This is a genomic window from Amycolatopsis nivea, assembly GCF_004522235.1.
Taxonomy (GTDB): Bacteria; Actinomycetota; Actinomycetes; order Mycobacteriales; family Pseudonocardiaceae; genus Amycolatopsis; species Amycolatopsis nivea.
In genome coordinates, this window is sequence record NZ_SDLT01000078.1 from 1 (window position 1) to 18,061 (window position 18,061).

General features: G+C 70.2%; 15 protein-coding genes and 1 pseudogene. 7 read left to right on the forward strand and 9 right to left on the reverse strand.

Annotation, left to right across the window (positions count from 1 at the left end):
• The first annotated feature begins 274 nt into the window (after nucleotides 1–274).
• Nucleotides 275–544 (forward strand): hypothetical protein, encoded by a 270-nt coding sequence (locus tag EIZ44_RS43385; protein ID WP_134734502.1) that lies wholly within the window; start codon nucleotides 275–277, stop codon nucleotides 542–544.
• 45 nt (nucleotides 545–589) lie between these two features.
• Here the strand turns inward: EIZ44_RS43385 and EIZ44_RS43390 are convergent, their stop codons facing one another.
• From EIZ44_RS43390 to EIZ44_RS43405, 4 genes are all read right to left on the reverse strand, one after another.
• Nucleotides 590–1,420, reverse strand: a complete 831-nt coding sequence (locus EIZ44_RS43390) for a metallophosphoesterase family protein (protein WP_037806499.1) — start codon at nucleotides 1,418–1,420, stop codon at nucleotides 590–592.
• On the reverse strand, nucleotides 1,384–2,640 hold the full coding sequence (locus EIZ44_RS43395; protein ID WP_134734503.1) for an MFS transporter: 1,257 nt from the start codon (nucleotides 2,638–2,640) through the stop codon (nucleotides 1,384–1,386). Before EIZ44_RS43395 ends, EIZ44_RS43390 begins: the two co-directional genes overlap by 37 nt.
• Nucleotides 2,637–3,221 (reverse strand): ArsR/SmtB family transcription factor, encoded by a 585-nt coding sequence (locus tag EIZ44_RS43400; protein WP_037806501.1) that lies wholly within the window; start codon nucleotides 3,219–3,221, stop codon nucleotides 2,637–2,639. The genes EIZ44_RS43395 and EIZ44_RS43400 overlap by 4 nt, the downstream gene beginning before the upstream one ends.
• Before the next feature lie 82 nt (nucleotides 3,222–3,303).
• The gene (locus tag EIZ44_RS43405) at nucleotides 3,304–3,873 is read right to left on the reverse strand and encodes a dienelactone hydrolase family protein (protein ID WP_134734504.1); all 570 of its coding nucleotides are present in this window, start codon (nucleotides 3,871–3,873) and stop codon (nucleotides 3,304–3,306) included.
• Between the two features lie 66 nt (nucleotides 3,874–3,939).
• On the opposite strand from EIZ44_RS43405, the gene EIZ44_RS43410 reads away from it, so the two are divergent.
• Together EIZ44_RS43410 and EIZ44_RS43415 are read left to right on the forward strand one after the other, a co-directional pair.
• On the forward strand, nucleotides 3,940–4,497 hold the full coding sequence (locus tag EIZ44_RS43410; protein ID WP_134734505.1) for an ArsR/SmtB family transcription factor: 558 nt from the start codon (nucleotides 3,940–3,942) through the stop codon (nucleotides 4,495–4,497).
• Between the two features lie 192 nt (nucleotides 4,498–4,689).
• Nucleotides 4,690–6,315, forward strand: a complete 1,626-nt coding sequence (locus tag EIZ44_RS43415; RefSeq protein ID WP_134734506.1) for an ABC-F family ATP-binding cassette domain-containing protein — start codon at nucleotides 4,690–4,692, stop codon at nucleotides 6,313–6,315.
• A gap of 70 nt (nucleotides 6,316–6,385) precedes the next feature.
• Here the strand turns inward: EIZ44_RS43415 and mshC are convergent, their stop codons facing one another.
• Both mshC and EIZ44_RS43425 read right to left on the reverse strand, forming a co-directional pair.
• Nucleotides 6,386–7,624 carry a cysteine--1-D-myo-inosityl 2-amino-2-deoxy-alpha-D-glucopyranoside ligase gene (gene mshC / locus EIZ44_RS43420; RefSeq protein ID WP_037806506.1) on the reverse strand — a complete coding sequence of 413 codons (1,239 nt, stop codon included), beginning with the start codon at nucleotides 7,622–7,624 and terminating at the stop codon, nucleotides 6,386–6,388.
• A gap of 80 nt (nucleotides 7,625–7,704) precedes the next feature.
• Nucleotides 7,705–8,469 (reverse strand): MerR family transcriptional regulator, encoded by a 765-nt coding sequence (locus EIZ44_RS43425; RefSeq protein ID WP_037806508.1) that lies wholly within the window; start codon nucleotides 8,467–8,469, stop codon nucleotides 7,705–7,707.
• Between the two features lie 118 nt (nucleotides 8,470–8,587).
• Here EIZ44_RS43425 and EIZ44_RS43430 point away from each other — a divergent pair, with 118 nt between their 5' ends.
• A complete protein-coding gene (locus EIZ44_RS43430; protein WP_134734508.1) occupies nucleotides 8,588–9,901 on the forward strand; it encodes a cytochrome P450 in 1,314 nt (437 codons plus the stop codon).
• Between the two features lie 70 nt (nucleotides 9,902–9,971).
• On the opposite strand, the gene EIZ44_RS43435 is transcribed toward EIZ44_RS43430, so the two are convergent.
• Together EIZ44_RS43435 and EIZ44_RS43440 are read right to left on the reverse strand one after the other, a co-directional pair.
• Nucleotides 9,972–11,930 carry a vWA domain-containing protein gene (locus tag EIZ44_RS43435; RefSeq protein WP_134734507.1) on the reverse strand — a complete coding sequence of 653 codons (1,959 nt, stop codon included), beginning with the start codon at nucleotides 11,928–11,930 and terminating at the stop codon, nucleotides 9,972–9,974.
• Nucleotides 11,930–13,327: an ATP-binding protein gene (locus EIZ44_RS43440; RefSeq protein WP_037806510.1), complete on the reverse strand. Its 1,398-nt coding sequence runs from the start codon at nucleotides 13,325–13,327 to the stop codon at nucleotides 11,930–11,932. Before EIZ44_RS43440 ends, EIZ44_RS43435 begins: the two co-directional genes overlap by 1 nt.
• A 100-nt stretch (nucleotides 13,328–13,427) precedes the next feature.
• On the opposite strand from EIZ44_RS43440, the gene EIZ44_RS43445 reads away from it, so the two are divergent.
• Nucleotides 13,428–14,225, forward strand: coding sequence for an Rv1486c family protein (locus tag EIZ44_RS43445; protein ID WP_134668442.1), 798 nt, complete (start codon nucleotides 13,428–13,430; stop codon nucleotides 14,223–14,225).
• Nucleotides 14,226–14,765: 540 nt separating this feature from the next.
• On the opposite strand, the gene EIZ44_RS43450 is transcribed toward EIZ44_RS43445, so the two are convergent.
• The gene (locus EIZ44_RS43450) at nucleotides 14,766–15,809 is read right to left on the reverse strand and encodes a ferrochelatase (protein WP_134734509.1); all 1,044 of its coding nucleotides are present in this window, start codon (nucleotides 15,807–15,809) and stop codon (nucleotides 14,766–14,768) included.
• An 87-nt stretch (nucleotides 15,810–15,896) separates the two neighbouring features.
• Here EIZ44_RS43450 and EIZ44_RS43455 point away from each other — a divergent pair, with 87 nt between their 5' ends.
• Both EIZ44_RS43455 and EIZ44_RS43460 read left to right on the forward strand, forming a co-directional pair.
• On the forward strand, nucleotides 15,897–16,481 hold the full coding sequence (locus EIZ44_RS43455) for a TetR/AcrR family transcriptional regulator (RefSeq protein ID WP_134734510.1): 585 nt from the start codon (nucleotides 15,897–15,899) through the stop codon (nucleotides 16,479–16,481).
• 589 nt (nucleotides 16,482–17,070) lie between these two features.
• Nucleotides 17,071–18,021, forward strand: a pseudogene (locus EIZ44_RS43460) (Cmx/CmrA family chloramphenicol efflux MFS transporter); the annotation flags it as partial.
• Nucleotides 18,022–18,061: the final 40 nt, after the last annotated feature.

Sequence of the window (18,061 nt, forward strand, 5' to 3'; positions counted from 1 at the left end):
TTCAGAGGGAATCCGATTCCCTCAGGGTTCCCCTCACGTACCTCGAAAGCCGCCCCCGCCCAGACGACCCCGTCTCGGGACCGGGTGTCCCTCGCGCACCGCCGAGGGAACGCACCGTGATTGCCGAACTACGGAAAGTCATCCGCGCCGCTCGCCCGAATGACGGCGCCTGCGCCGCCGGCTGATCGCGCCGCGCCGCTCTGGTGCCGCCGCGAGCCCGTCTCGTTGACTGGCCTGGCGCGAGCGATGTCGCGCGGACCAGGAGGTACGGGAAATGTTCGGCAAGGCACTAGCGGCGGCGGTGCTCGCGGCGGGCGCGATCACCGCGTCGGCGGCGACAGCGTCGGCGGCACCGGTTTCGCCGGTGAAGGCGGATGATTTCGGCGCCTGCATGGACTACGCGGTGGGCGAATACGACGTGGAGCCCTGGCTCGCGCACGACGCGTGCGATGCCGCCACGTTCGAGGACTGCTACTGGGTCCTGCGCCGCGCCTACGTTCCGGCGCAGGTCGCGGCGACGGCCTGCCGGCTCTCGTTCGACTGATCCGCCGAAGGGTGCGGCCGGTCTGCGAAGGCAGGCCGGCCGCGCTCAGGCGGTGAGCAGTTTCCGCACCGGAACCGCGCCGCGCTCCCGCTTCCGCCACTCGCGCGGATAGCCGAGCGAGACTTCCTCGAATCGCACGCCGTCGGCGGACGTCGTGCGCGGGATGTGCAAGTGTCCGTAGACGGCCAGTTCGGCCCGGTAGCGCAGGTGCCAGTCCTCGGTCTGCGTGGTGCCGCACCACAGCGCGAAATCGGGGTAGTACAACGGATTCGTCGGGTGCCGGTGCAGCGGCCAGTGCGACATGAGGATCGTGCGGCGGTCGGCCGGGATCGCGTCCAGCCGGTCGCGGCTCACCTTCAGGCGCTGCTCGCACCAGGCCGCGCGCGACTCGTACGGGTCCGGATGCAGGTAGTACTCGTCAGTGCACACGACGCCGATTTCGCGGGCGTGCGCGAGCGCTTCTTCGCGGGTCTTGCCCTCGGTCGCCGGGGTGCGCCAGCTGTAGTCGTAGAACACGAACAGCGGCGCGATGGTCAGCGGTTCCGGGCCGAAGTCCCACACCGGGAACTCGTCCTCGGGCGTGAGGACGTCGATCTCGCGGCACTGCTCCACGAGGAATTCGTACCGAGCCTGGCCGCGCAGCTGGCACGCGTCGTTCGGCGTGGTCCACAGCTCGTGGTTGCCCGGGACCCACACGACCTTCGCGAACCGCTCGCGCAGCCTGGCGAGCGTCTCGCGGATGACCTTGGCGGACTCGGCGACGTCGCCCGCGACGAGCAGCCAGTCGCCGGGATCGTCGGGCACGACCTCGTCGACGATCGGGCCGTTGCCCTCGTGGGTCACGTGGAGGTCGCTGGTGGCGAAGAGAGACGGCACTCGTCCACCGTAACGACTTTCCGCGCCCGGGAGCGCCGGAACCGCCCATTCCCCCACCCCAGAACGACCAGCCCGGCGCTCACGTGGAGGCCTGCCTGCACGTTCAGCAGCACTGTCGGCCCGGTCACCGCGACGAGCGCGCCGGCCAGCAGCGAACCGGCCGCCGTGCCCGCCGCCATCAGCGCGTACACCGTGCTCAGCACCCGTCCCGCGCGATCCGGACCGGTCTCCGCCTGCACGTGCGACAGCAGCCCGGCCCCGGCCACCACGGCGGGCGCGCCGACCGCCATGAACAGCCCGACGTACACCCCGAGGACCGTGGTCGCGCCCGGCAGATTCCAGATCGCCGCCGACATCAGCCCCGCCGCGACCAGCCCCCAGCCCTGCAGCAGCACCGGCGCGACCCGGCGCGCCAGCGTCGCCACCGCGAACCCGGCGGCCAGGCCGCCGATCGCCTGCACGCCGCGCAACAGCCCGGCGTCGGCCTCGCTGCCGCGCAGGATGTCGAGCACGAACACCACGAACAGCACCAGGAACATGCCCTGCGCGAGCGAGGTCAGCAGCGCCGACACACTCGTCGCGCGAAGCCGCTTTCCCGCCAGATCGCGGACGCCCGCGAGCCAATCCGTCTGCTCGGGCGCGGTCTTGCGCACCGCCGCCCGGCGGAAGGGGAACGCGAGCAGCATCCCCGCGGCCGCGAGCGCGACGAGGTAGCCGATGATCACGCGCTCGAGACCGCCCCAGCCCAGCAGCGCTCCCCCGGCCCAGCCGCCCGCGAGCCGCGCGACGCTGCCGTTCACGCTCATCAGCCCGTTCGCCGGGGTGACGTCCTCGACGCCGACCAGCTCCGGCACCAACGCACTGCGCGCCGGTTCGAACACCGACGCCAGCCCCGCTTGCGCCGCCATCACCGCGTAGACCGCCGCGACCGGCAGCTCGGAACTCGCCAGCAGCGGCAGCACCACGACCGCCTGCCCGACGCACACCGTCGCCAGCACGACCCGGCGGTCCCACCGGTCGGCGACGATCCCCGCGACCGGGCTCAGCAGCACCGCGGGCAGCAGGCCGAGCACGATGCTCAACGCCGTCGTGACCGCGGACCCGGTGCGGACGAACAGGTACACCGGCAGCGCGACCTGCAGCATCCACTCGGCGGTCTCGCCGAAGAACGCGGAGACCCAGAGCCGGGCGAATCCCGGTGCCGCCAGCAGCCGTCTCACGCCGGTTTCCCGTCGTGCCCGATCCGGCGGAAGGCACGCATCCCGAGGAAGACCGCGCGGGCATCGGCGGGCGCGTCCTCGCGGATCGTGCTGACGTACGGCCGGACCAGGTCGTCGATCGCCTTCGTCAGCGCGCTGACTTCCTCGGGCGTCGCTTTCAGGCCGTAGGAGAAGAACCCGCCCGCCTCGCGCCAGTCCTCATCAAGCCGCTCGACCGTGTCGAGGTACCGCTGGGTCAGCTCCTGCTCCTCGGCCAGCTCAGTTCCCGCGACCGCCAGCTGCGCCGCTTCCAGCGCCGGATCGCCGTCCGGGCTGCCGAGCACCAGCCCGACCTGGCAGGCCCGCCACGGCCGCTCCCGCCCGTCGCCGCCCTCTGCTCGCTCGACCAGGCCGTGTTCGGCCAGCTTGCGCAGATGCCAGCTGCAGTTCGACGCCGTCGAGCCGACCGCGTCCGCGCACTCGCTGGCGGTCGACGGGCCGACCGCCATCAGGTGGTGCACCAGCGCGGACCGCAGCGGGTGCGCGAGGGCCCGCAGCAGCTCGACGTCGTCGATCCGCTTGCGCGGGGGCAGTTCGGTCATCGGCCCGCCTAACTCTGAAGGGTTTCTTTCGAAACGATTCTTTCAGAGTTGCAGGCGGCCGCCCCCGCGTCAAGCCGCCCGGCTAGAGCGAGGCGAGGAACGAGCGCACGCGCTCCAGGAGCAGACCGGCCGCCTCGGGGTCGTACGCGGCCAACGAGGAGTCGGCGAACAGGTGCTGGTCACCGGGGTAGACGAACAACTCCGCGTTCGCCGCGGAGCTGACGAGCTCGCGGGCGGACGGCAGGTCCTCCTCGAAGAACTCGTCGTTCTCCTTGCCGTGGATCTGCACCGGAACCCCCTCCGGCCACGCCGTCCCGAACTCCTTGACTGGCAGGCAGGAGTCGAAGAACAGTGCGCCGCGCGCTCCCGGCCTGGTCTGCGCGAGGCGCTGCGCGACGGTGACGCCGAACGAGAACCCGGCGTACACGAGGTCCTGCCCCAGTGCCTCCGCCTCGGCGATCCCGCGTTCCCGCACCTGCTCGAAGCCGGTCTCCCGGGCGAAGGCGAAGCCGTCTTCGATGCTGGCGAACGTCCGGCCCCCGAACAGATCGGGAGTGTGGACGGTGTGCCCGTCCCGGCGCAGTTCGTCGGCGAAATCGCGCACGCCGTCGGTCAAGCCCTGGATGTGGTGGTACAGCACGATTTCGGCCATGCCGGAAATCCCCTCAGTGAACGAACCAGTTATGTGGAACGTTCGGCAACGCTAGTCTGTTCAGCCATGGCGAACAACCCGCCCGACTACGCACTCGCCGATCGGCTGGCGTTGACCGAACCCGCGCAGGTCAAGGCGCTCGGACACCCGTTGCGCACCTCGATCCTGCAGTTGCTGCACGAGCGAGCCGCGACCGTGAGCGAGCTCGCGGCGGCGGTGCGCCGCCCCAAGAGCACGGTCGCGCACCACGTGCACGTGCTCGAGGTCAACGGCCTGCTCAAGGTCGTTCGCACGCGCCGGGTCCGCGCCGTCGAGGAACGGTTCTACGGCCGCACCGCGCGCATGTTCTTCGTCGAGCCGGGGCCGGCCATGGGGAACGCGAGGGATTTCAACGACTTCGAGGTCGCGGCCCGCGAATCCGCCGAGGCGTTCGAGGCAGGAAAGCTGTGGGGCTTCATCCGGCGGGCACGCATCTCCCCGGACCAGGCCTCGCAGTTCTGGGACCGGATGGCCGAACTCGTCGAAGAGTTCGACCGGCTGCCCCGGTCCGGGGACACCACCTACGGCTTCGCGGTCGGCATCTACCCCACCGGCCATCCGGCCTTGCCGCCGCGAGAATCCTGACCAGCGGGAACCGAGCGCCCGAAAAACCGGTTGCGCTCCCCCGCCGTCCCCGCGTTAAGCTCCCGCCCATCATGGACAGCTGAGCCGAGCCCTCCCCGCATCGAGGCCGCTCCCGGTCGAGCCCCGCTCCCGGGAAGCCGCGCGTTGCCCGTCGGGGATTTCGCTTCCACCGCAAAGGCCCGGTGATCGCTCATGTCTACTGTCCTGCACGCCTCCGACCTCGTTTTCGGTTACGGCGCCCGCACCGTCCTCAACGGCGTTTCGCTCGTCGCGTCGCCCGGGAGGCGGATCGGTCTCGTCGGCGAAAACGGCGTCGGGAAATCAACCTTGCTCCGGCTGCTGGCCGGGCTTGAAGTCCCTCGCGGCGGCGATGTCGTGCGGCACGGCGACCTCGGCTTCCTGTTCCAGGAGCTGCCGTTCGACGGCACTGCACGGGTTTCCGACGTCCTCGACGAGGCGCTCGCCGAGATCCGCACCGCCGCGGCGACGCTCGACAAGCTCGCCGCCGTGCTCGCCGAGCGCCCCGACGACCCGGAGGTGCTCAGCGAGTACGGCCACGTCCTGGAATGGGCGCAGGCCCACGACCTGTGGGACGCGGACCGGCGCGCGGACCTCGTCCTCGCCGGTCTCGGGCTCGGCGACATCAGGCACGACCGGCGGCTGCACACGCTGTCCGGCGGCCAGCGGTCGCGGCTCGGGCTGGCCGCGCTGCTGGTGCGGCGGCCGCGCATCCTGCTGCTCGACGAACCGACCAACCACCTCGACGACAACGCCATGGAATTCCTCGAGCGCCACCTCGCGGAGCTGACCGGCGTCGTCGTGCTGTCCTCGCACGACCGCGTGTTCCTCGACGCGGTCTGCACGGACATCGTGGACCTGGACCCGGTTCCGGCGGACCGCCGCGTCGGCGGCGCGACGCGCTACGGCGGCAGCTACACCGACTACCTCGGCCAGAAAAAGGCCGAACGGGCCCGCTGGGAACAGCGGTTCACCGAAGAACAGGAGGAACTCAAGCAGCTGCGGGAATCCGTGCACGGCACCGCGCGCCGCGTCGCGCACAACCGGGCGCCGCGGGACAACGCGAAGATGCTCTACGACTTCAAGACCGGTCGCGTGCAGAAACAGATTTCCCGCCGGGTCCGCAACGCCCAGCTCAAGCTCGACACCCTGGAGCGCGAGCAGGTCCGCAAACCGCCCGCGCCGCTGCGGTTCCGGGCCACGCTCACCGCGGACACCGGCGGCGAAGGGCCGGCGGTGTCGGTGCGCGGCATCGCGGTTCCGGGCCGGGTGCAGCTGGACGAGCTGGACGTGGACCGCAGCGCGCGGCTTCTCGTGACCGGCGGCAACGGAGCGGGCAAATCCACGCTGCTGTCGGTGCTGGCCGGCCAGCTCACGCCGTCGGCCGGGACCGTCCACTTCGGACCCGGCGTGCGAGTGGGGTTGCTGGAGCAGGACGTCACGTTCGCTCGGCCGAAGCGGACCGCTCAGGAGGTGTACCGCGCCGCGGCCGGCGAAGCGGCGCCCTCGCTGTCCACACTCGGGTTGCTGCCGCCGAGGGAACACGACCGGCCGGTCGGCGAGCTTTCGGTGGGTCAGCGGCGCCGGCTGGCGTTGGCGGTGCTGCTCGCGGAGCCGCCGGACGTGCTGTTGCTCGACGAGCCGACCAACCACCTGTCGCTCAGCCTGGCCGAGGAACTGTCCGAAGCGCTCGACAGCGCGCCGGGTGCGGTCGTCTTGGCTTCGCATGATCGGTGGTTGCGCCGCCGCTGGGAGGGCGACCACCTGGCGCTGGCGGACGGCCAACGCCAGGATGTATAGGTCGTTATACAGTTAGAACAGCGGGCAGTGGCCGGAAGCGTGTTCCGGCCACTGCCCGGTCCCGGAAAGCTCAGAGCACGATGCCCAGCAACGCGTCCACGGCCTCCTTGATCAGGCCCGGGGCGGCCTGGTCGGTGCCGTCGCGGCGCAGCGCCGACGTGACCCACGCGTCGATCGCTGTGAGGGCCTTCGGCGTGTTCAGGTCGTCGGAGAGGTGGTCGCGCAGCCGCGCCACGGTGTCCTCCGCGTCGGGTCCGGCCGGCAGCGCGACGGCTTCGCGCCAGCGGGCCAGCCGTTCCTGCGCGTCGACCAGCAGCTGGTCGGTCCACGCCCGGTCCTCGCGGTAGTGCCCGGCGAACAGCGCGAGCCGGATCGCCGCCGGGTCGACGCCGTCGGCGCGCAGCCGCGACACGAAGACCAGGTTGCCGCGGGACTTCGACATCTTCTCGCCGTCGAGCCCGATCATCCCGGCGTGCACGTAGTGCCGGGCGAACGGGTGGTCGGCGGCGACGGCCTCGGCGTGCGCGGCGCTGTACTCGTGGTGCGGGAAGATCAGGTCGGACCCGCCGCCCTGCACGTCGAAACCGAGCCCGAGGCGGTTCACCGCGATCGCGCTGCATTCGATGTGCCAGCCCGGCCGTCCGGCGCCCAGCTCCGACTCCCACGACGGCTCGCCCTCGCGCGCGACGCGCCACAGCAGCGCGTCCAGCGGGTGCCGCTTGCCGGGACGGTCCGGGTCGCCGCCGCGCTCGGCGAAGAACTTCGCCATGGTCTCGGCGTCGTAGTTCGACTCGTAGCCGAAGCGGCCGGTCGCGTTGTGGTCGAAGTAGACGTCCGGGAACTCGGCGTCGTCCGCGCGGTAGGCGCTGCCGTCGGCGAGCAGCTTCGCGATGACCTCGACGATCTCCGGGATCGCCTCGACCGCGCCGACGAACTGGCGCGGCGGCAGCACCCGCAGGGCCTCCATGTCCTCGCGGAACAGCGCCGTTTCGCGCATGCCGAGCACGATCCAGTCGTCCGAATCGCGTTCCGCGCGCTCGAGCAGCGGCTCGTCGATGTCGGTGACGTTCTGGACGTAGTGCACCTCGTGCCCGTTGTCCCGCCACACCCGGTTGACCAGGTCGAACGCGAGATAGGTGGCGGCGTGGCCGAGGTGGGTGGCGTCGTAGGGGGTGATGCCGCAGACGTACATCCGGGCGGCGGCTCCGGGTGCCGTCGGGCGGACCTGCCCGGTCGCGGTGTCGTGAAGCCGGAGAGGACGGGGCGTGCCGGGCAGCCGGGGCACGGCGACGGATGACCAAGTCTGCATGCCTCCGACTGTAAGCGTGACGTCCGTCCGCTTTCCCACCCGGTGGGAGGGACAGCCGCGTGTCCCTCCCACCGGTACGGTCAGGCTCGCTGCCGGACGGCGTTCGCCCGGACGGCGTCGCGCACGTACGCCCCGATGCCGGGCCGCTGCTCGTCCTCGCGGACCAGGAAGGCCAGCTGCGCGGGCTCGTCCGCGTACAGGTCCGCGATCTTCTGCTGCATCTCGTACCCGCACTCCCCCATCACCGCGGACAGCATCGCCCGGTGCTCTTCGGCAAGCTGCCCGGCCGCCGGGCTGTCCGCGGGCTCGCCCTTGTCGACCAGCGCGACCAGGCGGCTCACCCAGTCCTTCCGCTGCCGCTCCGCCTCAGTCCACTGCTCCTTGGTCTCCGGCAGCTGCGACTGCTGCCACTCGGGGCAGCTCCCCCAGCGCCGGACGGCCTCCTCCGAGTAGCCGTCCGGCACCTGGAACCCGCCGAACACTTCGAACTTCTCCTCGGGCGTCAACGCGTTGCCCATGGCTCTCGCCTCCAGCAATCGATCGACGGCCGCGACCATGCGCTCGATCCGGTCCGCCTGCGCCACCAGCAGCTCCCGCTGCCGTTTCAGGTGGGCGTCGGCGTCGGTTCCCGGATCCGCGAGCACGGACGCGATCGTCTCCAGGGGAAGGCCGAGCTCCCGGTAGAGCAGGATCCGCTGCAGCCGGTCGAGATCGGCCTCGTCGTAGCGCCGGTAGCCGGACGTCGTCCGACCGCTCGGCGACAGCAGCCCGATCTCGTCGTAGTGGTGCAGCGTGCGCACGGTGACGCCGGCCAGCGCCGCCGCCTCGCCCACCCGGTAGCCCATCGCTCTCCCCTGTCGTTTCTTCGGCCGAATGGCCCTTGCGAGAACCACGATCACGCCTCACGTCGCGTGAGGGTCAAGTCTGGTGGACACCGCGCTCCGGCGCGAGTACGAACGAAGCATGGCTCTGCGCACGCCGATCCGCGCCCGTTCCGCCCTCCCGCCCGGTCCCCGGCTGCCGATGGCGGTGCAAACCCTCCTTTTCGGCGCTTTCCGCAACTCCCTGCTGCCGCTGCTGCGACGGCGCTACGGAGACGTCGTGCGGCTGAAGTTGTATCCGGAGCGTTCGGTGGTGCTGGTCGGCGACCTCGACCTGGTCCGCGAGATCTTCGCCGGTCCGGTCGAGACGTTCCACGCCGGCGAGGGCAACATGGTGCTCAAACCCATGCTGGGCGGGCATTCGGTGCTGCTCACCGACGAGGAGGAGCACCGCAGGGCGCGGAAGCTGCTGATGCCCGCGTTCAACGGCGCGGCGATGCGCGGGTACCGGGACATGGTCACCGAGCTGACGGTCGCGGAGCTGGAACGGTGGCCGCAGGGCCGGGCGTTCCGGGTGCACGACCGGATGCGGGCGCTGACGCTGGAAGTGATCCTGCGGGTCGTTTTCGGCGTGACCGACGGGCCGCGGCTGGCGGAGTTGCGCGTGGCGCTGGAGCAGGTCATCGACATCAGCGCGCTGGATCTCTTCGGGTGGCACAGCCCGGCGTTGCAGAAGTTCGGGCCGTGGCGGCGGAACCGGGAGCGGCAGGAACGGGTCGACGAACTGCTGTACGCGGAGATCGCCGAGCGGCGAGCCGCGCCGGATCTGGCGGAGCGGACCGATGTGCTGTCCCGGCTGCTGACCGTGCCCGGGGAGGATCAGCTCAGCGACCTCGAACTGCGCGACCAGCTGATCACGTTGCTGCTGGCCGGGCACGAAACCACGGCGACCGCGCTGGCCTGGGCGCTGCACGAGCTGGCCCGGGATCCGGTCACCGCCGCGACCACCGCGCGCGCCGCGCGCGAGGGCGACGAGAAGTACCTGGAAGCGGTGGCGAAGGAGGCGATGCGGCTGCGGCCGATCATCTCCGAGGTTTCGCGGAAGCTCACGAAGGACGTCCAGGTCGGGCCCTACACGGTTCCGGCCGGGCACATGGTGCTGCCGTCGATTTCGATGATCCACGCGGACGCGGCGCACCATCCGTCGCCCGAGGTGTTCGACCCGACGCGCTTCCTCGGCAGCGGCCCGCCCGCAGGCAGCTGGTTCCCCTTCGGCGGCGGCGCACGGCGCTGTCTGGGGGCCGGTTTTTCGCTGCTGGAAGCGACGATCGTGCTGCGGGAGCTGTTCGCGCGGTACCGGGTCAGCGCGCCCAGCCCGCGGCCGGAGCGGGTCAAAACCCGGCACATCACTCTCGTACCCGGCGACGGCGCGCGGATCATGGTGCACCGCCGCTGAATCCCGTGAAGGACTCCTCCAGGGAATCTGATTCCCTCAAGGAGCCCTTCACGGACCTTCACGGAACGGGTCAGCGGCGGCGGGTGCGGAGGTAGTCGCCCACTACCGCCGCGCCGAGGCCGTCCAGGTCGGGGGCTACGACCCGGCCGCCGGAGCGGCGGGCGATGGTGTCCACGAACGCTTCCAGGCGCGGGTCGTCGCCCAGCCGGAAGACGGTGACCGACGCGCCCAGTTTGGCGATCCGGTCCACTTCGGACAGTGTCTTGTAGATGGTCGCCGGTTCGGGCGGGTAGGAGAATTCCGCCTCTCCATCGGGTTCCAGGTGCGCCGTGGGTTCTCCGTCTGTGACCATGAGGACCACCGGCTGGGCATCCGGGTGCCGACGCAGGTGCCGTCCGGCCAGCAGCAGCGCGTGGTGTGCGTTGGTGCCTTGTTCCCAGGTGCCTTCCAGACCGACCAGTTCCGGCAGCTCCACGGGCATCGCGTAGCGGCCGAAGGTGATCAGCTGCAGGGCGTCGTTGCGGAATCTCGTGCTGATCAGCTGGTGCAGCGCCAGCGCGGTGCGTTTCATCGGCAGCCAGCGGCCCTCCTGGACCATCGACCACGACGTGTCGACCAGCAGCGCGACCGCGGCTCGCGAGCGGTGTTCGGTCTCGATGACTTCGACGTCCTCGACATCGAGGCGAACACTTCCCGCACCGACCGCGGTGGAGCGCAGCACCGCGTTGCGCACGGTGCGCGGGACATCCCAGGGTTGCATGTCACCGAATCGCCAGGGACGGCTCGAACCGGTCGGTTCGCCTGCCGCGCCCGCGGATTCGGTCTCGCGCTCCCCGGTTTTGCCGCGCAGCGAATTGACCACATCGGACAGTGCGGTCTCGCCCAGTCGGCGCAATGCCTTGGGAGACAACCGCAAGGTGCCGTCCGCGGCACGCTCGAACAAACCCTGCTGACGCAGTTCTCGCTCCAATTCGGATAGTCGGCGAGCGTCGACTCCTGCGTCCGGACCGAGTTGGCGTTCCAGCGCTTCCAGGTCGATGTCCTCCAGGCGCGCGCCGGGATACGACTGGCCCAGTTGCTCGGCGAGAGCGTCCAGCTCGGCCAGGTCGGCCATGGCCTGCGCGCCTTCGCCGAGCCCCAGCGGGTCCTGGCCGCGGAAGCGCGAGGACGACGTCCAGTCCTCCCCCGGCCGCAGCGCACGCAGCTGGGAGTCCAAAGCGGACAGTTGCTGCGCGAGCCGCGGATCGCCGAAGGCTTGCTGCGCCAGCTCGGCCAGCTCCGCCCGCTGTTCCTCGGACATCGAGTTCAGCATGCGTTGCGCGGCGGCGGACCGGGCGGCCAGCACGTCGATCAGCTCGTCAACGTTCTGCGGGTTCTCCGGGAAGAACTCGCCGTGCCGCCGCATGAACTCGTCGAAGCGTTCGCCGATGTCGCTCGCGCCCTGTGCGTGCGCGGACAGCAGCGCGTTGAGGTCGCCGAGCATCTGGTTGATCCGCTCGACGTCCTGCGGGCCGGCGTTCTGCATGGCCTGCTTCATGCCTTGGAACCGCGCGTCGAGCATCTCGCGGCCGAGGAGGTCGCGGATCTGCTCGTACTTCTGCCGGGCTTCGTCGGAGCGCCAGTCGTACTCGTTCAGCTCGCGCACGGCAGCGGCGGTGCCGGGCGGCAGCGCGTCCAGCTGGGCTTCGCGGAAGCGGGCCTCGTCGTCGGGGTCCGGGAACAACTCCCGGCGCTCGGCTTGGAGTGCTTCCTGCAGCAGCTGCTGGACTTCCTGGAGCGTGCCGTCCAGCCGGTGCCGCCGCTGGATCTGCGAACGGCGCTGCCACAGCTGCCGGGTCAGCTCGTCGAGGCCCGCGGTGCGTTCGGTGCCGCGGCGCAGCAATTCCTCCAGCGCCGAACGCGGGGACGAGCCGCCCATGACCTCGCGGCCGATCTCGTCCAGCGCGTCCCGCAGGTCCGCGGGCGGGGCCAGCGGATCCGGCCCGTCGTGCCACGGGCCGTAGGAATATCCCTCCGGTAAGAGCGGCATTATTCGCCGTACACCGTCGTGCCGTCGTCGGAGTCCTTCGCCAGCCTGCGGGCGAGGAACAGCGACTCCAGGGCCAGTTCGACCGCCGCCGCGATCCGGCCGGCCGGTTCGTCGGCGGACACTCCGGCGCGCTGGGCGACCTCGTGCAGCACCGGCAGTTCCGGCAGCGCGGCAAGGACTTCCGCGCCGGGGACGCGCTCGCCGGTGGCGACCAGGTGGCCGTCCGCCACCGCGTCGGACAGCGGGCGCAGGTCCAGCCCGGCGAACCGTTCGCGGGCGGTTTCCGCGATCGCGCGGCGCATCAGGTGCACGAGGTGCTCGACCTCGCGGCCCTCCTCGCCGGGCTCGAACTCGACCTTGCCGCGCAGCACGGCGGGCACGGCTTCGAGGTCGACCGGACGTGCGACCGCCGGGTCCTCCCCGGTCACCGCGGCCCGGCGCAGCGCGGCCGCCGCGACGGTTTCGGCCGCCGCCACCGCGAACCGGGCGGACACGCCGGAACGCTGGTCGATCACCGGCGACTCGCGCAGGTTGCGCACGAACCGGGCCAGCACCTCCAGCAGCGGCTCGCCGACCTCCGCGACGAGGTTCGCCTCCTGGCGCACCACGGCGACCTCGGACTCGACGTCCAGCGGGTAGTGCGTGCGGATTTCCGCGCCGAAGCGGTCCTTCAGCGGCGTGATGATGCGGCCGCGGTTGGTGTAGTCCTCGGGGTTGGCGGTGGCGACGAGGAGCACGTCCAGCGGCAGCCGCAGCGTGTAGCCGCGGACCTGGATGTCGCGTTCCTCCATCACGTTCAGCAGCGCGACCTGGATCCGCTCGGCGAGGTCGGGCAGCTCGTTGATCGCGACGATGCCGCGGTGCGCGCGCGGCACGAGTCCGAAGTGGATGGTCTCCGGGTCGCCGAGGCTGCGCCCCTCGGCGACCTTCACGGGGTCGACGTCGCCGATCAGGTCGCCCACGCTCGTGTCCGGCGTGGCCAGCTTTTCGGTGTAGCGCTCGCTGCGGTGCCGCCAGGCCACCGGCAGGTCGTCGCCGAGTTCGGCGGCGCGGCGGATCGAGGCGGGCGTGATCGGGTCGAGCGGGTGCTCGCCCAGTTCGGAGCCCTCGATGACCGGGGTCCACTCGTCGAGGAGGCCGGCCAGGGTGCGCAGCAGGCGGGTCTTGCCCTGGCCGCGCTCGCCGAGCAGGACGACGTCGTGGCCGGCGAGCAGGGCGCGTTCGAGCTGGGGCAGCACGGTGCGGGAGAAGCCGACGATGCCGGGCCAGGCGTCGCGGCCCTCGCGCAGCGCGGCGAGCAGGTTGTCGTGGATCTCGCGCGCGATGGGGCGCGGGGCGTATCCGGCGGCGCGGAGCTCGCCGGCAGTACGGGGAAGAGCGTCGGGAACAGCGTTCACCCCTTTGACGCTACTGACCGTTCCGGCATCCGTCGATGTGGAGCGGCTCCAGCCGGGCGGGGATCGGCGGAGCCGGGAGGAACCGGTAAAATCAGCGGTCGTGTGCCGACCCAGTGCGACCCTCGCCGTCTGGTCCTCCGCGTGGCTGAACGGGGCCGCGGCGTCCGACGACGTCCTCGACGCCTTGCAGGACTGGGCCGAGGCCCACGACGTGGTCGCGGCCGATCCCGCTGCCGCCGACGCCTTCGATCTCCCGCTCGCTTTCCACCGGGCGGCTACTCCCGTGCAGCTGCTGCTCGCGCTGCGGGCGCAGGGGGCGGTGAGTGCGCAGCTGGTGCTGCCGGTGCCTGGCGATGTTCGGGGTCTCGGCGGTGGCGGGCCGTTTGCTGACGCGGCGTTGCGGTGCGGCGAGGCTGTGGTGCTCGGCGGGCTGGCGTTCGGGTTGGTGCCGGAGCCCATCGCCGAAGGGCTGATGCGGTGGACGGTGTATTCGCTTCCCGCGCCGGTCTCGTTGGAGTATCAGCCGATGCCGGATGCCGAGCACGGGTTGACGGATGCCATTCGGGCGAGTGCCGGGGCGTTGCAGGCGTTGGACGTGGCGAGCGATCGGCCTGGGGTTCGGGCTGAGTTGTCGGCGCATTTGCGGGCTCGGCCTCAGGTCGAGTGGCCTGCCGGGACGCCCGGGCGGGCGTTGCGGGTGTTGCAGCGGGCCGAGGAGATTTCGGCGATTTTGGCTGTGGCGCAGGCGGATGATCCGGGTGGGGCGTTGTCGGCTTCGGCAGTGAATCGGCGGGCTGAGGCGTTGCGGCCGTTGGCTGAGGCTGTTCGGGGGGCGCGGACTGCTTCCGTTAATGAGGCTGTGCGGGTGTTTGCGGAGCAGGGGGATCGGCAGGTTTGACTGCTCGTCGCCTGGCGGCGACATCGCTTGGTGGTTGCGTGGGGCACCCCGAAGCTTGATTGTGCTGACGGTCTGAGGGTGCTTGTCAAGGCTGGAAAGATGCCTTGACAAGCACCCTCAGACCGCAGGAGAGCTTCGTATCGGGGTGCGGGGGTGGTGTGGGTGCACTTCGAGTTGAGTGCATCGGTGGCGGTTGCGTTCGTGGCGGGGCTAGCGCCCCAATGTGGCATTGGGTGCATGTGACGCACCCAAAGTGGCGTTCGGTGCGTGGGGTGCACCCGATGTGGCGTTCGTTGCGTCTGATGCACCCAANAGTGGCGTTCGGTGCGTGGGGTGCACCCGATGTGGCGTTCGTTGCGTCTGATGCACCCAATGCCGCATTGGGGCGGCATCCCGAGCGGGCGCGGGGAGGGCGAGCGCGCGCTGTGAAGGGGCCCTTGAGGGAATCCAGGTGCGTGAAGGTGGCCCTCGCGACCGGTGGTGGGTCGTGAGGGGAACCCTGGGGGAATCTGGTTATGTGAGGGTTCCCCTCACGGACGGTCAGCGGGTGGGGCGGCGCGGGGGTTCGCAGCAGGCGACTGCGCAGGGGGCGCCGTTGACGGTGCAGCCTGCAGCGGGAAAGGGGGAGAGCTTCCGGGCGGGAGCGTCGGAGAGGTGTTCGCGGACCAGCTCGACCACCATTTCGGCGAACCTCGGGTCGGCGTCGGGGGTGGCGGCGCGGGCAAAAGCCATGCCGTGTTCGGCGGCGCGGTCGGCGGCTTCGTTGTCCAGGTCCCAGATTACTTCCAGGTGGTCCGCGACGAAGCCGATCGGGCTGACCACTACGGATTCCACACCTTGAGCGTGCAGGGCGTCGATGTGGTCGACGATGTCCGGTTCCAGCCACGGGATCTGCGGCGGGCCGGAGCGCGACTGCCAGACGACGTCGTACTCGGCGATTCCGGCTTCGGCGGCCACGAGGCGCGCGGCTTCGGCGATCTGGCTCGAGTAGCGGCGGCCGCCTTCGGAGGGTGGGCCGGAGGCAAGGTCGGCGCTTTCCGGGATCGAGTGGGCGGTGAAAACCGTGCGGGTGCCGGGGCGGTCGCCGAGTTTCGCGTGGGCGGCGCGGACCGCGTCGGCGACTGCGGAGACGAACAGCGGGTGGTCGAAGAACTGGCGCAGTTTCACCAATTCCGGCGCGCCGTCGCCGACGGAGGCGCGGGCTCGTTCGATGTCCTCGTCGTACTGGCGGCACGCGGAGTAGCCGCCGTACGCGCTCGTCGGGAACACCAGCGCGCGGCGCACGCCCGCGTCCTTCATCCCGGCCAGGGTGTCCTCGACCATCGGTGCCCAGTTGCGGTTGCCGAAATGCACCGGAAGCTCGATGTTCTCCGCCGCGAGCTGCTTCTCGACCGCCGCGATCGCGGCCCGGTTCAGCCGGTTGATCGGCGAGACCCCGCCGAAGTGCTGGTAGTGCTCGGCAACCTCGAGCAGCCGCTCCCGCGGCACGCCCCGCCCTCGGGTGACGTTCTCCAGGAACGGCATCACCTCGTCGGGCCCCTCCGGACCCCCGAACGAAAGCCATAGCAACGCGTCGTAACCCACGGTGCTCATCCTGCCCCTGTGGCGCTCCGCACGCCTCGGCGGCCCGGTTATGTACTGGCCTATCCAAAATGTGTTAGCGTGGTCGGCATGCCGAGGCCACGAGAGTTCGACGAAACCGAAGCACTCGAAGGCGCAATGAACGCCTTCTGGGCGCGAGGATACGAAGCGACCTCGACCGAGGAACTGTGCGCCGCCACCGGACTGGGCCGCAGCAGTATCTACAACACGTTCTCCAGCAAGCACGAACTGTTCCGCCGCGTGCTGGGCCACTACTCACGCCGCGGCATCCGCGTCCGGGAAACCCTGCTGGACAACGCCCCGGACGGACTGGGCGCCATCCGCCTGCTGCTCGCCTCGACCATCGACGACGAACTGGAAAACGGCAGACGCGGCTGCCTGATGGTGAACACCATCTCCGAATTCGGAACCACCGATCCAGAGGTAGCCGCACAAGTGAACGCGGACACCGAAGCGCACCTCTCCGCACTGATCCACTTCGCCCGCACCGGCCAAGCAGACGGCAGCGTCACCCGCGACAGAGACGCAACCGACATCGCCAACTTCATCCACGCCACCATCTCGGGAATCCGCACCATGTCCCGCCGCGGAGCAGAACGAAAAGCATTGACCTCAGTAGCAGAACTAGCGACAAGCGCAATCGCCCGCCGCTAACCCGCTAACCGCCACCGCCGCCCACCCGCAGCCGCCGCGATGCGCCCCAATACGGCATTGGGTGCATCCCACGCACCGAACGCCACATTGGGTGCATCCGACGCACCCAATGCCACATTGGGGCGCTAACCCCCCACCCAAACCGCAGCCGAAATACCCAACAATCGAGGCACCCACACCGCCCCCGCAGCCGGTGCGCCCAACGAGCGAGGCACCCAGCCCCACCCGCAGCCAGTGCACCCGCTATCGAGGCACTCACACCACCCCGCAGCCGATGCACCCGCTATCTAGGCACCCAGCCCCTCTCCCGCAGCCGATGCACCCGCTATCGAAGCACCCAGCCCGACCCGCAGCCGATGCACCCAACGAGCGAGGCACCCAGCCCTCCCCCGCACCCCGATCCGAAGCTCCCCTGCGGTTCGGGGGTGCTTGTCAAGGCATCTTTCCCGCCTTGACAAGCACCCCCGAACCGTCAGCACAATCAAGCTTCGGGGTGCCCCACGCAACCACCAAGCGATGTCGCCGCCAGGCGACGAGGCCCCCATACATCCACATTTTGTACTACAAGTTCCAGAAAGAGAGCCCACCCGTGCCCCCAGCCGTCTTCGTACTCGGCCTCAGCATCTTCGCCCTGGGCACCTCCGAGTTCATGATCACCGGCCTCCTCCCCGGCATGGCCGCCGACCTGAACGTAACCATCCCCGACGCAGGCCTCCTGATCTCCGCCTTCGCCATAGGCATGGTCATCGGCGCCCCCTTGCTAGCAATAGGCACAATCCGCCTCCCCCGCCGAACCACCCTCCTAGGACTCCTAGCCGTCTTCAGCGCCGCACACGTCATCGGCGCAATCGCCGACGGCTACCCCCTCCTCTTCGCCACCAGAATCATCAGCGCAGTAGCCTGCGCCGGTTTCTGGGCAGTAGCCGCCGCAACCACCGTCAACCTCGTCCCGGAAGCCCGCCGCGGACAAGCACTAGCAGTACTGGTCGGCGGACTGACAATCGCGAACGTCGTAGGCGTCCCCGCAGGCACCCTGCTAGGACAACACGCAGGCTGGCGCAGCGCCTTCTGGGCAGTAGCCGCACTAACCATCATCGCCGCCCTCGCCGTCCTGCTGTCAGTCCCCCGCACCCCCAAGGAAACCGAAGCACCGAGGATCACCGAAGAACTACAGGTATTCCGCCGCAGCCGCCTATGGCTAGCACTGGGCGTGATCGCCCTCCTCCAGGCAATGGTCTTCGCGACGTTCAGTTACCTGGCACCCCTGCTGGTCTCCGTAGCCGGACTCCCCGAAGCAGGTGTCCCAGTAGTCCTCGCCCTCTTCGGCGGCGGCGCAGTCATCGGAATTTACGCAGGCGGCAAACTAGCCGACAAGTACCCGTTCGCCACCCTTTACGGCAGCCTCGGCATCGCCCTCGCCGCCCTCGTCGCACTAGCCTTCGCCACCACCCCAGCGGTAGCAGTAACCGCCGTCCTCATCCTCGGCGCAGCCGGATTCGCCGCCAACCCAGCACTCAACGTCCGCGCCTACGCCGCAGCATGAGGTTCACCCCGAACGGTGGACAGGGGCTTACGAGGGT

Bases quoted from the DNA above. Each gene is read 5' to 3' on its own strand.
- mshC (WP_037806506.1), bottom strand. From the start codon at position 7,624: ATGCAGACTTGGTCATCCGTCGCCGTGCCCCGGCTGCCCGGCACGCCC.
- EIZ44_RS43415 (WP_134734506.1), top strand. From the start codon at position 4,690: ATGTCTACTGTCCTGCACGCCTCCGACCTCGTTTTCGGTTACGGCGCC.
- EIZ44_RS43400 (WP_037806501.1), bottom strand. From the start codon at position 3,221: ATGACCGAACTGCCCCCGCGCAAGCGGATCGACGACGTCGAGCTGCTG.
- EIZ44_RS43430 (WP_134734508.1), top strand. From the start codon at position 8,588: ATGGCTCTGCGCACGCCGATCCGCGCCCGTTCCGCCCTCCCGCCCGGT.
- EIZ44_RS43405 (WP_134734504.1), bottom strand. From the start codon at position 3,873: ATGGCCGAAATCGTGCTGTACCACCACATCCAGGGCTTGACCGACGGC.
- EIZ44_RS43385 (WP_134734502.1), top strand. From the start codon at position 275: ATGTTCGGCAAGGCACTAGCGGCGGCGGTGCTCGCGGCGGGCGCGATC.
- EIZ44_RS43425 (WP_037806508.1), bottom strand. From the start codon at position 8,469: ATGGGCTACCGGGTGGGCGAGGCGGCGGCGCTGGCCGGCGTCACCGTG.
- EIZ44_RS43435 (WP_134734507.1), bottom strand. From the start codon at position 11,930: ATGCCGCTCTTACCGGAGGGATATTCCTACGGCCCGTGGCACGACGGG.
- EIZ44_RS43410 (WP_134734505.1), top strand. From the start codon at position 3,940: ATGGCGAACAACCCGCCCGACTACGCACTCGCCGATCGGCTGGCGTTG.
- EIZ44_RS43455 (WP_134734510.1), top strand. From the start codon at position 15,897: ATGCCGAGGCCACGAGAGTTCGACGAAACCGAAGCACTCGAAGGCGCA.